This window comes from Bacillus sp. JJ1474, assembly GCF_036965225.1.
In the GTDB taxonomy this organism is placed as follows: Bacteria; Bacillota; Bacilli; order Bacillales; family Cytobacillaceae; genus Cytobacillus.
The window spans coordinates 18,283-33,038 of sequence record NZ_JBALPC010000061.1; the positions used below are offsets into that span (position 1 = coordinate 18,283).

16 protein-coding genes are annotated in these 14,756 nt (G+C 39.1%); 1 reads left to right on the forward strand and 15 read right to left on the reverse strand.

Translation table 11 applies throughout. The annotated features are described in order from the left end of the window. Positions 1-106: 106 nt before the first annotated feature. The 12 genes from dnaB to V7164_RS09665 all read right to left on the reverse strand — a co-directional run bounded on the left by dnaB (position 107) and on the right by V7164_RS09665 (position 11,020). On the reverse strand, positions 107-1,462 hold the full coding sequence (gene dnaB / locus V7164_RS09610) for a replicative DNA helicase (RefSeq protein ID WP_066296068.1): 1,356 nt from the start codon (positions 1,460-1,462) through the stop codon (positions 107-109). Between the two features lie 176 nt (positions 1,463-1,638). Next, positions 1,639-2,088, reverse strand: coding sequence for a 50S ribosomal protein L9 (gene rplI / locus V7164_RS09615; RefSeq protein WP_335345067.1), 450 nt, complete (start codon positions 2,086-2,088; stop codon positions 1,639-1,641). After that, on the reverse strand, positions 2,085-4,058 hold the full coding sequence (locus V7164_RS09620) for a DHH family phosphoesterase (protein WP_335345068.1): 1,974 nt from the start codon (positions 4,056-4,058) through the stop codon (positions 2,085-2,087). Before V7164_RS09620 ends, rplI begins: the two co-directional genes overlap by 4 nt. Before the next feature lie 74 nt (positions 4,059-4,132). Then, complete coding sequence (locus V7164_RS09625; protein WP_335345069.1) at positions 4,133-5,074, reverse strand: YybS family protein; 942 nt, start codon at positions 5,072-5,074, stop codon at positions 4,133-4,135. A 257-nt stretch (positions 5,075-5,331) separates the two neighbouring features. Continuing rightward, positions 5,332-5,568: a 30S ribosomal protein S18 gene (rpsR, locus tag V7164_RS09630; protein ID WP_221847803.1), complete on the reverse strand. Its 237-nt coding sequence runs from the start codon at positions 5,566-5,568 to the stop codon at positions 5,332-5,334. A 51-nt stretch (positions 5,569-5,619) separates the two neighbouring features. After that, a complete protein-coding gene (ssb, locus tag V7164_RS09635) occupies positions 5,620-6,129 on the reverse strand; it encodes a single-stranded DNA-binding protein (RefSeq protein WP_335345070.1) in 510 nt (169 codons plus the stop codon). A gap of 63 nt (positions 6,130-6,192) precedes the next feature. Then, positions 6,193-6,480, reverse strand: a complete 288-nt coding sequence (rpsF, locus tag V7164_RS09640; RefSeq protein ID WP_335345079.1) for a 30S ribosomal protein S6 — start codon at positions 6,478-6,480, stop codon at positions 6,193-6,195. Positions 6,481-6,716: 236 nt separating this feature from the next. After that, complete coding sequence (locus V7164_RS09645; RefSeq protein ID WP_335345071.1) at positions 6,717-7,607, reverse strand: ABC transporter permease; 891 nt, start codon at positions 7,605-7,607, stop codon at positions 6,717-6,719. A gap of 13 nt (positions 7,608-7,620) precedes the next feature. After that, the gene (locus tag V7164_RS09650; RefSeq protein WP_335345072.1) at positions 7,621-8,541 is read right to left on the reverse strand and encodes an ABC transporter permease subunit; all 921 of its coding nucleotides are present in this window, start codon (positions 8,539-8,541) and stop codon (positions 7,621-7,623) included. A 156-nt stretch (positions 8,542-8,697) separates the two neighbouring features. After that, entirely contained in the window at positions 8,698-9,798 is a 1,101-nt protein-coding gene (ychF, locus tag V7164_RS09655; RefSeq protein WP_335345073.1) for a redox-regulated ATPase YchF, read from the reverse strand. Between the two features lie 122 nt (positions 9,799-9,920). Further along, on the reverse strand, positions 9,921-10,118 hold the full coding sequence (locus tag V7164_RS09660) for a DUF951 domain-containing protein (protein WP_335345074.1): 198 nt from the start codon (positions 10,116-10,118) through the stop codon (positions 9,921-9,923). Between the two features lie 2 nt (positions 10,119-10,120). Then, the gene (locus V7164_RS09665; RefSeq protein ID WP_438824097.1) at positions 10,121-11,020 is read right to left on the reverse strand and encodes a mechanosensitive ion channel family protein; all 900 of its coding nucleotides are present in this window, start codon (positions 11,018-11,020) and stop codon (positions 10,121-10,123) included. Positions 11,021-11,344: 324 nt separating this feature from the next. Between V7164_RS09665 and yyaC the strand changes: the two genes are divergently transcribed. Beyond that, positions 11,345-11,965 (forward strand): spore protease YyaC, encoded by a 621-nt coding sequence (gene yyaC / locus V7164_RS09670; protein ID WP_335345075.1) that lies wholly within the window; start codon positions 11,345-11,347, stop codon positions 11,963-11,965. Between the two features lie 32 nt (positions 11,966-11,997). Here the strand turns inward: yyaC and V7164_RS09675 are convergent, their stop codons facing one another. The 3 genes from V7164_RS09675 to V7164_RS09685 all read right to left on the reverse strand — a co-directional run bounded on the left by V7164_RS09675 (position 11,998) and on the right by V7164_RS09685 (position 14,472). Then, positions 11,998-12,711 (reverse strand): DUF554 domain-containing protein, encoded by a 714-nt coding sequence (locus V7164_RS09675; protein ID WP_335345076.1) that lies wholly within the window; start codon positions 12,709-12,711, stop codon positions 11,998-12,000. 164 nt (positions 12,712-12,875) lie between these two features. Further along, positions 12,876-13,718, reverse strand: a complete 843-nt coding sequence (locus V7164_RS09680) for a ParB/RepB/Spo0J family partition protein (RefSeq protein WP_335345077.1) — start codon at positions 13,716-13,718, stop codon at positions 12,876-12,878. Further along, positions 13,711-14,472 carry a ParA family protein gene (locus tag V7164_RS09685; RefSeq protein WP_335345081.1) on the reverse strand — a complete coding sequence of 254 codons (762 nt, stop codon included), beginning with the start codon at positions 14,470-14,472 and terminating at the stop codon, positions 13,711-13,713. The genes V7164_RS09680 and V7164_RS09685 overlap by 8 nt, the downstream gene beginning before the upstream one ends. Positions 14,473-14,756: the final 284 nt, after the last annotated feature.

Consider the following 14,756-nt stretch of genomic DNA (forward strand, 5'->3'; position numbering starts at 1 on the left):
CTATTCTATTAAATTATTGAAATATGTTCGTATTTATATGAAAATAGGAAAATAAAAAAGAACCAGCTATAAAAACTGGATCTTCCACTATAATTATATGAATTTTTTAAGCACCAGGAGGATCATCATATCTTCTCTCTAAGTTTACGAATTTATTATACTCTTTCACAAAGGCAAGCGACACAGTACCTGTTGGACCATTACGCTGCTTCGCGATGATGATCTCAATGATATTTTTATTCTCTGATTCCTTGTCATAATAATCATCACGGTAAAGGAATGCGACGATATCCGCATCCTGCTCGATACTCCCTGATTCACGGATATCAGACATCATTGGTCTTTTATCTTGACGCTGCTCCACTCCACGGGAAAGCTGGGATAGAGCAATAACAGGAACTTGTAATTCACGTGCTAACCCTTTCAATGATCGGGAAATTTCCGAAACTTCTTGCTGGCGGTTTTCCCCAGAGCGTCCGCTACCGAGAATGAGCTGCAAGTAATCAATTAAGATCATCCCAAGGCCATGCTCCTGCTTCAGACGGCGGCATTTGGAACGAATATCTGTAATCCGCACACCAGGTGTATCATCGATAAATATCCCTGCATTCGACAAGCTTCCCATCGCCATCGTCAGCTTGCCCCAGTCTTCATCCGTCAAGGAGCCTGTACGCAGTCTTTGTGCGTCAATATTTCCCTCTGCACAGAGCATACGCATGGCGAGCTGCTCGGCACCCATCTCAAGGCTAAAAATCGCTATATTTTCCCCTGTTTTAGTTGCTACATTTTGCGCAACATTTAAGGCAAATGCCGTTTTCCCAACGGAAGGACGTGCCCCAACAATAATCAAATCGTTGCGCTGAAATCCAGCCGTCATTTTATCAAGCTCGGCGAAACCAGTCTCAAGCCCTGTAATGTCGCCCTTCCGGTTATGCATGACTTCAATATTATCGTATGTGCGAACAAGAACATCCTTAATATTATGAAAGGCACCTGCATTTTTCCGTTGAGCTACTTCTAGAATATTCTTTTCCGCTTCCCCTAGTAGGACCTCTACCTCATCCTCACGGGTATAGCCGTCCTGAGCAATGCCAGTTGCCGTACGAATTAATCTGCGGAGAAGAGATTTCTCCTCAACAATCTTTGCGTAATACTCAATATTAGCTGCTGTCGGAACAGATCCCGCAAGCTCACTTAAATAGCTGACTCCACCTGTATCCTCGATCAACTTTGCTGCTGCAAGCTCTTCCGTCACGGTAATTAAGTCAACTGCTTTTCCCTGATCGCTTAACTTTAACATCACATTGAAAATCTTTTGGTGGGCTGCACGGTAAAAGTCCTCAGGAATCAAAATTTCAGAAGCTAAAGTAAGGGAAGATGGCTCGAGAAAAATAGCCCCTAGAACCGCCTGCTCCGCTTCAATATTTTGGGGTGGAAGACGATCTGCAACTAATTCATTCATCTATAAAAACCTCCTTTAATATTGTCCAGAGGAATATGAAAATTAAATAACGATTACAGTAAAAAAAATAATTAAAAATGGCTAAAAGCTTAGAAAAAATGTGACCAGCAGAACCGATCACATTTTTTTCAACTCTTCTATTTTATCATGTTTATGAGCTAATGGAACTTCCAAATTTAGTTTGCTTCTTTTACATGGACATTCAAAGTGGATGTCACTTCTGTATGAAGTTTAACAGGAACCTTCGTATAGCCTAATGAACGAATGGCATCTGGCAGCTCAATTTTGCGCTTGTCAATTTTGATATTGTGAGCCTTCTGCAATTCTTCTGCAATTTGCTTACTTGTAATCGAGCCAAATAGTCGACCGCCTTCGCCCGCTTTTGTCGAGAATTCCAATGTAATTTTATCCATTGTTTCCTTCAACTTTTTGGCATCAGCCAGTTCTTCTGCCGCTAACTTTTCTTCTTTCTTCTTTTGAGCATTTAATGTGCTAATATTTGCTTGGACTGCCTCAACAGCTAGGCCCTGTTTAATCAAGAAATTTTGTGCGTATCCGTCCGCAACATTCTTGACTTCCCCTTTTTTTCCTTTTCCTTTAACATCCTTTAAAAATATGACTTTCATTCCTTTTTTCTCCCTTCCATATATTCATCAATGGCGGCAAGTAAACGCTCTTCTACTTCATCTAGAGAATGATCTGTCAGCTGAGTTGCCGCATTCGTTAAATGCCCTCCGCCATCTAGGCTTTCCATGATGACTTGAACATTGATATCCCCTAGAGATCTTGCGCTTACTCCGACTGTATTTTCAGATCGCTTCGAAATAACAAAGGAAGCAAGTACGCCGTCCATCGTCAGCAATGTGTCCGCTGTCTGTGCAATTAACACTTGATGAATTTCCTCATCAGGCTGCCCCTTTGCAATCGCAACGCCTTCACGATAAAAATACACATTTTCGATTAATTTTGCCCGTTTAATATAAGTCTTAACATCTTCTTTAAGGAACTTCTGCACGAGAACGGTGTCAGCTCCCTGAGAACGTAAATAGGAGGCCGCATCAAAGGTTCTTGAACCAGTCCTTAGACTGAAGCTCTTCGTATCAACAGTAATACCAGCTAGTAAGGCAGTTGCCTCAAGCATATCGATCTTTCCATACTTCGGCTGGTACTCGAGGAGCTCGGTCACTAGCTCAGCAGTCGATGAAGCATAAGGCTCCATATAAACAAGGAGCGGATTATGAATGAACTCTTCTGCCCGGCGATGGTGATCGATGACGACAACATGGTCTATTTTCTGAATGAGCTTTTCTTCAATAACCATCGAAGGCTTATGAGTATCGACAATCACTAACAGCGTATCGTCTGTTGCCATTTCTAATGCTTGTGCCGGGGTAATAAATTTGGAATACAATGATTCAGTTTTTTTGATTTCTGTCATAAGTCTTTGAATTCCGGTGTCAATATCTTGAGGATTAATGACGATATACCCTTCACGCTGATTCATCTGGGCAATTTTTCGAATGCCAATGGCCGCTCCGATGGCATCCATATCCGGATTCTTATGCCCCATAATAATCACCTTATCACTCTCAGTGATCAACTCCTTCAGAGCATGGGCAATGACACGCGCACGGACCCTTGTTCGCTTTTCAACAGGATTCGTTTTCCCGCCGTAGAACTTAACTTTTCCGTTTGTCTGCTTAATGGCCACTTGATCTCCGCCGCGCCCAAGAGCTAAGTCGAGACTTGATTGAGCAAGAACACCCAATTCAGGCAAGGATGAGACACCCGTTCCAACTCCGATACTTAATGTTAGAGGCAGGTTTCTCTTTGCCGTTATTTCTCTAATATCATCTAGAATCGAAAATTTCCCTTTTTCAAGGTACTGAAGTATTTGTTCATTAAAGACAGCCATAAATCGATCAGAGGATACCCTTTTTAAGAAAACCCCATTATCTGTTGCCCATTTGTTCAAAATGGAGGTCACAATATTGTTAAGGCTGCTTCTCGCCTGATCTTCCATCCCTTGGGTCAGTTCATCATAATTATCTAAAAAGATAATAGATATAACGGTTCTTTCTTCTTGATACAATTTTTCAATTTCTGTTTGTTCTGTTACATCAAAAAAGTAAAGCAGTCGCTCTTCCAATTTCAGAATAACACGAAGCTTACGGTCATGAAGCGTAATCACTTCTGTTTCCACTTCCTGTTTGATTAATGGGACTAGGAAATCTGCAACATCATAAAGCGATCTTCCTACTAACGTATCTTCATCAAAGCATGAAGCCAGAAAAGGATTGGTCCATTCAACGTAATAATCATCATTAATGAGCATAATCCCAATTGGCATCTCCATTAAGGCCTCTTCGCCAACCTTTTTTACCCGGTAGGATAAAGTAGATATGTATTCTTCTGTTTCCTTCCTCTGTAAATAAATGATTTTAAATAGGTAATAGAAGGGAAGAACAACAAGAAGAAGTCCGATCAGGCCAAAAATCCAGTTATAATACGCTAATATAATAAGAAGCACCACTGTTATGCCCATCAATCCATAGATTGGATAGCGAATGGAGCGCTTTTCTAAATATGACGGCATGTTTTCAGCTCCTAAACAGCAGTGTTTAGAGCATGCCCTATTCAGGAGATAGATTCATCCTTTTGGACATACATTTATTTACTCTTTTCTAATCTTTTTCTTAAATCAAACCCTAAGTCAATTATACCTAATATCCTTACAATAGAAAGGAAAATTGGAATGATGAATGTAAAGACCACCGCAAAAATAGGGACAGCCTTCGAAATGCCCTTTTTATGGCAAAAATAAGAAATAAGCGATAATCCTTGAAGGACCATAAACATTTGAAGCAGAAATCCAATATTCATTAACGCCATATACCAATAGGTGCCTTCTTCAGGATTTAGGGCAAATGAGGCCAACATCGTTAATAAATAATACCAAAGAATACTTTTTGGCAGGACAATCTCTCTAAAGGCCTTCCAGCGTTCTATCTCTACTCCAAAACGTTTAACGATTGGAAATGAGACTAGTTCTATTAATAAAACCCCAAATAGGGCAATTAATACAAATAAACTTGGTGTTAGAGTATCAAGCAAATTTAACGATGCTTCAAACTGCTCGATTATTTTCTCACTTGATCCTTGCCCGATCGTTTCTAGCATGCTTCGCGACTCATCAATAGATTCCCTTAGCACACTAATAGATTCCTTTATAAAGTTAATTTTGAAGAAAACGACTGCAACTGCATATTGGATTAATACCGTTGCGAGAAATACTAATGAAGCAGCTAAATAGGAAACGGTCCTGCTTTTCCTCTCCTTAATCAATTGCCCGATTACGATGCCTGTCAAGCCATAGGTGAGCGTAAGAGGAACCGCAAGCAGCGTTCCTACAATCAGGGAGATTAGAACAGCAGCAATAAAGAAAACAAACGCAAACATGCGTGTGTTTTTCGCCCCAAACATAATAAAGGGCACTGCCAAAAATAGATTGCTGACGACACCAAGTATCGGAATATACATCGTTATTAATATGAGAACGGCATAGGCTGCTAATAAAACAGCCCCTTCAGTCAGCTTATGTACATTTTTCATTTTTACACCTCTTTTTAACGGGACACCATAAATTCTATTTTAGCTAGTATTTTAGTCATATTCAACTAGGAAGGGCGGGATGTCCTGTCATCGGTGGTAGGCGCTCCTCCTAATAGCAAACGCTTCTACTCGTGCGATGATTATGATGTTGGAGCACCCCTTGTGGAGCTAGACAGTTCTCAAACATTAGAAATGTTCGCCTATCATTGTAATAAAAAAAGCACAACAGGTTGCCCCTTGTTGTGCTTTATTATCTATTATTCACCTGCAACGTATGGCAGTAATGCCATTTGGCGTGCACGCTTAATCGCAACAGTTAATTTACGTTGGTATTTAGCGTTTGTACCAGTTACACGACGTGGTAAAATTTTACCGCGCTCAGAAATGAACTTTTTAAGAAGATCTACATCTTTGTAATCGATGTGAGTGATTCCGTTTGCTGTAAAGAAGCAAACTTTACGACGTTTTGCACGTCCTCCTCTACGTCCTCCCATAGCCATGGTCATTTCCCTCCTTTTGTTTTATTTAGTCGTTCAATAATCAAGTTAGAATGGCAGATCGTCATCTGATATGTCGATTTGTCCACCGTCATTTGCAAATGGATCGTTATCTACCCGCGTATAGCCTTGATTATTTCTGTTGTTTTGTGGTTGTTGATTCTGATTGTTGTTATTTCCAAATGGGAAATCCTGTTCTCTAGGTGCGCCATAATTAGCATTTTCGCCTCTGGAGCTATTCCGAGGCTCAAGGAATTGAACACTTTCAGCCAATACCTCTGTAATATATACACGCTTTCCATCCTGACCATCAAAGCTGCGAGTTTGAATTCTTCCATCTACTCCGGCAAGACTGCCCTTTTTCAAGAAGTTCGCCACGTTTTCAGCAGCTTTTCTCCAAATAACACAGTTGATGAAGTCAGCTTCTCTTTCACCTTGTTGATTCGTAAACGTACGGTTTACAGCAAGAGTGAATGAAGCAACCGCTACACCATTTGGGGTATATCGTAAATCAGGATCCTTTGTCAAACGTCCAACAAGAACAACACGGTTCATCATCAGAATCAACTCCTTTCTTCCAAATGTTTCACATGGAACATTTTGGAGGTTACAATTTATCTATTATTTCTCATTTTTAACAACGATATGACGGATAATGTCTTCGCTGATTTTCGCTAAACGAGAGAACTCGTCAATAGCTGGAGCTTCAGCGTTAACATGGATTAATTGGTAGAAGCCATCACGGAAATCATTGATTTCGTAAGCTAAACGGCGCTTACCCCAATCCTTTGCTTCAGTTAACTCCGCACCATTTTCAGTTAAGATTCCGTTAAAACGCTCAACTAGAGCTTTTTTAGCTTCATCTTCAATGTTTGGGCGGATGATGTACATAATTTCGTACTTTCTCATCACTTTTACACCTCCTTTTGGTCTAAACGGCCCTTTCTAAAGGGCAAGGAGCAATTATTCATTACTCACAAGATGAAAGTATAGCACAAAATATCAGCTTTTGCAATGGACTAGACCTCTACAAATGAATATTTGATTTATGGGCTTCATCTTTATCGTTTGGTTTTTTATCCCCCTGCTTCTTCTTCACTATGTATCTCGGATTGTTTTAATACTGAGGCTCTTCCATTCATATCCTACTGGATATGCCGATTAAAATGCTGCCTAATTCCTTCTCCCAAAATATTAAATGTGAGCGTGGAAATCACAATAGCCAGCATCGGAAAGAACGGAATCCAAAACGCCCGTATAACATCCTTCCGTGCCTCCCGAATAAGAGTTGCCCAATCTATACTTGTATTGATTAGCTCACTATACCCATATGTAACTTGCACAATGTCCTGTGTAAGAAATACATTGATAATGGCAAGTTGCCCAATTAGGATGGCCACCCTTCCTGCATCGATAAAAAAGTTAACAATAATACTTGGAAAAAGGTTAGGAAAATAGTGTGAAACTAACATTTTTATTGGATCAACTCCGATCGTTATCCCTGCCTCAATAAATGGTTTTTGAGATAGACCATAAGCCTCCTGCTGAATAATAAAGCTAACTCTTCCTACTTCAATTAAGGCAATAATGACAATTGTCCAATAGTATCTATGCTCATGAAAAAGAAGAAATGGCAAAGTCAGAACTAAAGCGGCTGTAAAAAGGACTGGAAAGCTGGAAAATAGCTGATTCCACCATTTATTAAGCCATGAAATAACCCCTCTATTCCTCATTCCAAGAAGCCCTAACGGAATAGCAAATATATACCTAAGGATCACAATGCTAAATATGAGAATAAACGTATCTTTTGCCCCCATGATTAATAGACTTAATAAATCTCGCCCCTCCCGATCAGATCCAAGAGGGAACATGTCAGAGGGGGGAAAAGGAGCTACAGAAATTTTCCCTGGCCCTGGGAAGATCACCCTTTCCCCCTTTAAATCCGAATCCACAAACGAAAGAGAAGGGCCAAAAATGGTGAAAAAGGCCAATATACTAGCCATGATTAGTCCTATAATTAAATAATAGTTACGCAAATATATCTCCCCTTTAAGGAATCCGTAAACTTCTCTTAATGATAAATCCAAGGACTTGTGCAATTATGACAAATAGGAGAAAACATAAACTGATTCCAATAATCATACCCGGCTCGAAGTTTCGAAAAGCTCCCATGTGAAAGCCTAAGCCGAAACCAAGGGCTGTAATTAATCGATAGGCCATCCCTTCATATCCAATTAAATATTCAACAATGATTAAACTAGACAATAAGTGAATCATGAGTGAGATCATATGATTAATAACCGTTTTCAAAGCATTGCGAAACATATGTTTATTAATGACCTTTGACATCGGAAATCCCTTTGACTGTGCCACTTGGATATAATACTGGCCTTCTTCATTAGCTAAAGCATCTGAAGTGATTCTAGCCATATACATCATTGGGTAAATGGAAATTAGAATGGCTGGCACAATAAACCCATACCAATTCGTCTGACTAAAAAGGCGCAACGTTGGAAAGGTAAATATAACGAGCCATTGAATACTTATGACAAGGAAGAAATCAGGTATCGATTGCAAAAGCCATGTGAACCCATGGCCAATGATTCTCTTCTTATTTGATCTATTGCGATAATCAAAGATTCCCTTCCCAATCCCTATTAATAGGCTAAGAAAAAAAGCAGGAAGAAGCAGCTTTAAACTATTGGGCACAAAACGCCTAAGCTCATCCTCGACCGTCAAACGTTCATGCTTCGTTCCCCCTAAGCTTTTTTTATCCCATATATGCTGTATGTATGTCGTAATATCTTTCTTGTACTCCTGCCAAGAGAATTGATATTCCATCTGTACCGTTAAAGCCTTTCCACTAACAGAGAGTACTGGATTTCTTGGAAATAGGACAACGAGAAATAATCCCGCAATGATAACAGCATAAAGCAGTACATTCTTCAAAATCACCCTTGCTATATTCATGTAAAAGACTCCCCTTATGTTCTATCTTCTTTTGAAAGTATAGCAAAAAAAGGTAAAATTTTCTATAAATTCGGTATATTCGTAATTCTTCCCCTTCATGAGGCTAAAAATGGCGTTAAAAAAACACTGCAGATTCGTACTCTGCAGTGTTTCCTTTTATACATTAAAACGGAAGTGGATAACATCTCCGTCTTGAACAATATATTCTTTTCCTTCTAAGCGAACCTTCCCAGCTTCACGTGCCGCAACCATATTTCCTCCAGCTAACAGATCATCATAGGAAACCGTTTCTGCACGGATAAAGCCTCTTTCGAAATCAGAATGGATAACCCCGGCACATTGTGGAGCTTTCATGCCTTTTTTGAATGTCCAAGCACGCACTTCCTGAACACCGGCTGTGAAATAAGTAGCTAGTCCAAGAAGGTGATAAGCGGAGCGAATTAATTGATCCAGTCCGGATTCCTCAATTCCAAGCTCCTGAAGAAACATTTCCTTTTCTTCTCCTTCTAGCTCAGCAATTTCTGATTCTATTTTTGCACAAATGACAATGACTTCCGCATTATCATTTTTTGCAAATTCTTTTACCTGTTGGACATATTCATTAGAATTCGGGTCTGACACATCGTCTTCCCCAACATTGGCTACATATAGAACCGGTTTAATGGTTAAAAGATGCAGTCCCTTAGCAACCTTCATTTGCTCTTCTGTAAATTCTACTGTTCGAGCAGGCTTGTCCGCTTCGAAAGCCTCTTTTAATTTCTCAAGAATCTCCATTTCAAACATAGATTCTTTATCTTTTTGTTTCGCCATTTTTCCAACTCTGGCAATCCGCTTTTCAACAGATTCAAGGTCCGCCAAAATTAACTCCAGATTAATCGTTTCAATGTCAGAAAGCGGGTCAACCTTGCCGGCAACGTGAGTAATATTATCATCCGCAAAGCAGCGGACTACCTGGCAAATGGCCTCTACCTCACGGATATGGGATAGAAATTTATTTCCTAGCCCTTCTCCTTTGCTCGCTCCTTTTACAATTCCCGCAATATCCGTAAATTCAAATGTTGTTGGAACGGTTTTCTTCGGCTGAACAAGCTCTGTTAATTTATTTAAGCGATAATCAGGAACCTCTACAATTCCTACATTCGGATCAATCGTACAAAATGGGTAGTTCGCCGATTCTGCCCCCGCTTGGGTAATCGCATTAAATAATGTCGACTTTCCGACATTCGGCAACCCTACAATACCTGCTGTTAAAGCCATCCAAGTCACTCCTCAAATAAAAAAATATCTATGAAAATCACTTACAATCGGTATATGAATTCCTTCACAATTATAGAGATTAACTAAGAAAAGCGCAAGGTGCTCGACCAAACCGCCGGAACTTATTCCTCATGCTTCACAAGGATTTTCTTCATCTTTCTCGCAAATTCCCTTCTTGGGATTAATACACTGTGTGAACAGCCTTCACATTTTATCCGGATATCGGCTCCCATACGAATAATTTTCCAGCGATTAGTTCCACATGGATGCTGCTTTTTCATTTCGACAATATCATTTAAATTGAATTCCTTTTGTTCCACGATTAGCCCCCCATTCCGTCTTTTGTTTTCTTTAATTCTTCTTCATTTCGCGAATACATGACAAGGCGAGGGAACGGCACATCAATTCCATTCTCCTCTAAGCATTGCTTAATTTCCTTCCTTAATTGCCGTGCGATATAGAAATGCCTCATAGGCAATGTTTCAGACGTAACTCTGATTGTGAGATTGGAAACATCTAAAGTTTGCACACCAAGAATTTCAGGCGGCTTCACCATATCCTCATACTTTTCCGGCAGATTCTCCAGCAGCTCCTGCAGAACCTTCTCTGCTTTATTGATATTACTTTCATAAGCAATATTTACATCCACAAAAGCCACACTATTATTGATTGAAAAGTTCGTTACCTGGTTAATACTTCCGTTAGGCAATATATGTATTTCCCCGGTCCAACTTTTAATTTTCGTTGTCCTTAGTCCAATTTCCTCTACGGTCCCCATAAACTGGTCCACCTGAATATAATCCCCTACCGAAAATTGATCCTCAAAAATAATAAAGAATCCCGTGATGATGTCTCGAACAAGATTTTGTGCTCCAAATCCAATAGCCAATCCAACAATTCCCGCACCAGCTAATAAAGCCTTCACATCGATGGCCATCGTTTCCAAAATCATCATTAAGGCAAAGAAAAACGCCACATATGTAAGAATATTGACTAATAGCTTTACTAATGTAGCCTCACGCCGCTCTGAAATTCGAATAAGCGAACTGTGCGTCCTAAGTTTAAATATTTTTAAAATGACAGCCTTTCCTATTTTAATAAAAAGACCCGTCAAAATAATAATAAATAAAATTTTAAGAGCCCCATTCCCGATTGCCATCCAAGTTTCTTCATTTGATAAAACTTCAATTTTTTTATTAAAAAATGTCCTTATATGGTCCAATCTTTCACCTTCTTTAAATAGAGGTTCGCTTTTTTGTATCAAAAAACTTACTTTATTTAAGCTTAGTGCATCTATTGAGGGCAAGCAATCATAGATTAGAATAACCCAGTAATCATAAGAGATAAAGCAAGTTCATTTTAACAATTTCTCTCTTAGTTTTGTACCCCTTCACAGCACGATTTCCCCACATACTAAACACCATGTATAGATTACTAATATTTTCCGTATACTGTTACTACCTAAAATGCGGATGTGGAATAGCAGGTGAAAACTGTATACATATAAAGAAAATTTCCCTGTTCCCAACAAAAAGGAGTGGATCCAATGGATTTTAGACCTCAGCTTTTTGAAAAAAAAGCAAATTCGGAAAGAATTGTGCATGATGAACCGACTGCCGCCCATCAGTTAGCTTTGCAAATCAACCAATTATTGCCAACTAATTTTAGAAACCGGCCTATTGTATTTGTCTGTATCGGGACTGACCGATCAACAGGAGACTCATTAGGTCCACTCATTGGAACACTTCTTGAAGAAAAAAGAATGCCCTCCTTTTTCGTGTACGGAACTTTAGAAAATCCCATTCATGCTGTAAATATGGCTGACAAACTGGCGGAAATTCAAAAAAAGCACTTTAATCCTTTTATCATTGGCATTGATGCATGCTTAGGGCGTTTAAAAAGTGTAGGTGTGATTCAGATTGGAGAGGGCCCTGTGAAGCCTGGTGCTGGTGTGAATAAAGAACTTCCAGAGGTAGGGCATATGCATATTACAGGAATCGTCAATGTTAGCGGCTTTATGGAGTTCTTTGTCCTGCAGAATACAAGACTTCATCTTGTGATGAACATGGCCAAAACCATTGCGAACGGAATTTACAACGCAAACTTACTTTACAAACCAGAACGAACTATATCAAGATTTGATTCAGAACAAGAGAAAATAACATAAGGAGAGGATAATAAGGCTCCCCTCCTTTTTTTTTAGAAATATAATTGATAAAAATAAATAATCGTCACAATTAACCCTACTACAGCAATTCCAGGAAGTAAATTAGCTACGCGAATTTTGATAATGCCGGTAAGATTTAAACCAATAGCAAAAATCATGATTCCTCCAGTAGCTGTCATTTCTTTAATAAAGCTATCCATAAGAATCGGCGGAACAAATTGATCGATCTGTGTAGCAAATAGGGCGATTAGTCCTTGGTAAATTACAACAGGGATAGCCGAAAACAGGACGCCAATTCCAAGAGTAGTCGTTAAAATCAACGCAGTAAAACCATCAATTATCGACTTTGTGTAAAGCACATCATGATCGCCTCTAATCCCGCTGTCCAATGCGCCAATAATGGCCATGGCACCAATCACAAAAATAAGTGTAGCCGTGACAAATCCTTGAGAAATACTCCCCTGACCATTAGAGCCAATTTTCCTTTCCAACCAATCACCAAGTGCATTAAGCTTATTCTCCAAAGCAAAATACTCACCCAGAACAGCCCCAAATACAAGGCTGATAATAACGACTAGGAAATTCTCACCCTTTAAGGCCATTTGAAGGCCCAAAACCATGACAGCCAATCCAATGGCATGCATGACAGTCCCTTTCATATTTTCAGGGATTCTATTAAGCATTTTCCCTAAAAGGGTACCAATAATAATCAATAATCCATTTACAAGCGTACCAAGTAGAAACATTTTTTCACCTTACTAGTTAAATTTCGACATACGAATGAAGTTAAAGATACACTACCATGAACGAGAGATAGATGACAATCATTTTTTTCAAAATTTCGTTAATAGATAAGTAGAAATCTCCAAAAGCCAAAAAAATAAACCATCCTATGATGGCTTAAAATAGATTATTTACTTGTTTCAAGCAGTTCTAAAATCCGATCTAAATCTTCCTTGGAAAAGAACTCTATCTCAATTTTCCCTTTATTATTTGTTTGTTTTATATTAACCGTTGTTCCGAATCTCTCACGTAGGAAGGACTCTTGCTCTTTAATAAAAATATCCTTTTTAGGTGCAGGCTGTTTTGTTTCACGTGAAACATTATTGAGCTGTTGAATTAACTGTTCTAACTGCCGAACATTTAAGTTATCTTTAATGATTTTCTCAACTAACACCATAAGCTTCTCTTTACTTCTTAGCCCCAATAAGGCTCGGCCGTGGCCCATGGTGATTTTCCCTTCGGAGATCAGTGTCTGGATTTTTGGAGGCAAGGAGAGTAAGCGAATATGGTTTGCAATATGCGGCCGGCTTTTTCCAAGACGCTTTGCTAGTTCTTCTTGGGTAATCTTCAATTTTTCCATTAGAAGCTGGTAGGCAGCACCTTCTTCAATTGGGGTTAAATCCTCACGCTGCAGATTTTCTAATACAGCTAATTCCATCATCTGCTGTTCATTCAATTCTCTAACGACTACCGGAACCGTTTCTAATTTCGCCGCTTTTGCTGCGCGATACCGTCTTTCCCCTACAACAATTTCATAGCCCTTTAAGCTTTTCCGTGCGATGATTGGTTGCAAAATACCATGCTCTAGAATCGACTGGGTTAACTCTTCAATTGCTTCCTTCTCAAATATTTTACGAGGTTGATAAGGATTAGGACGCAGCTCTTTTAAATTGATTTCCCTAACTGATTCCTCTTTGGTCTCCATGTTGGAAAAAAAAGCGTTAAGCCCCTTCCCTAAACCTTTAGCCATTCGAAACCACTTCCTTTGCTAAATCTAAATACACCTCTGCACCACGTGATTTAGGATCATAAGTAATAATAGGTTCACCATGACTCGGCGCTTCACTAAGGCGGATATTTCTAGGAATGATTGTTTGATACACTTTATCCTGGAAATATTTTTTCACCTCTTCGATAACTTGAATGCCCAAATTTGTTCTCGCATCCAGCATCGTCAGTAACACGCCTTCAATTTTTAAATCATGATTTAAATGCTTCTGAACGAGGCGGACTGTGTTCAAAAGCTGGCTTAGCCCCTCGAGGGCGTAGTATTCACATTGAACTGGAATGATGACAGCATCAGATGCTGTAAAGGAATTTAATGTTAATAAGCCAAGAGATGGCGGACAATCAATAATAATGTAATCGAAGTTCTCTTTAATTTCCTCTAAGGCACGTTTTAAACGCACTTCCCTTGAAATCGTCGGCACTAATTCAATTTCTGCTCCAGCTAGTTGAATCGTTGCAGGAATAGCATATAAATTCTCAACTGTAGTTGGGCGAATAACCTTCGCAGCTTCTACATCATCTACTAACACATCATAAATACATTGATCAACATCTGCTTTCTCTATTCCTACCCCGCTTGTCGCATTCCCTTGAGGGTCAATATCTACTAGCAAAACCTTTTTTCCTATGTATGCTAAACAGGCACCAAGGTTCACGGATGTAGTCGTTTTTCCTACTCCACCTTTTTGGTTTGCAATTGCAATGACTTTGCCCACGATATCACCTACTTTCATCTATAAATAAACTTCTATGAATATATTTAAGACTTCGAAATTACTGTCAAACTATTAAAAAGGCAATCATGTATTCTATTTTAACATGAAAAAGACGAGAGAATAAATTTTAATTGATAAAATGCAATCTTCTAAATTGAACATAATCTGAATGAAAGGAATAGCAAGTATTAAGGGGAGATTTAACTTGAGGAGTAGTCGAAGCTTATGATCAAAAAATGAGGATAAAATCGAGCTTCATGAACGATTCATAGTACGTGTTTTCA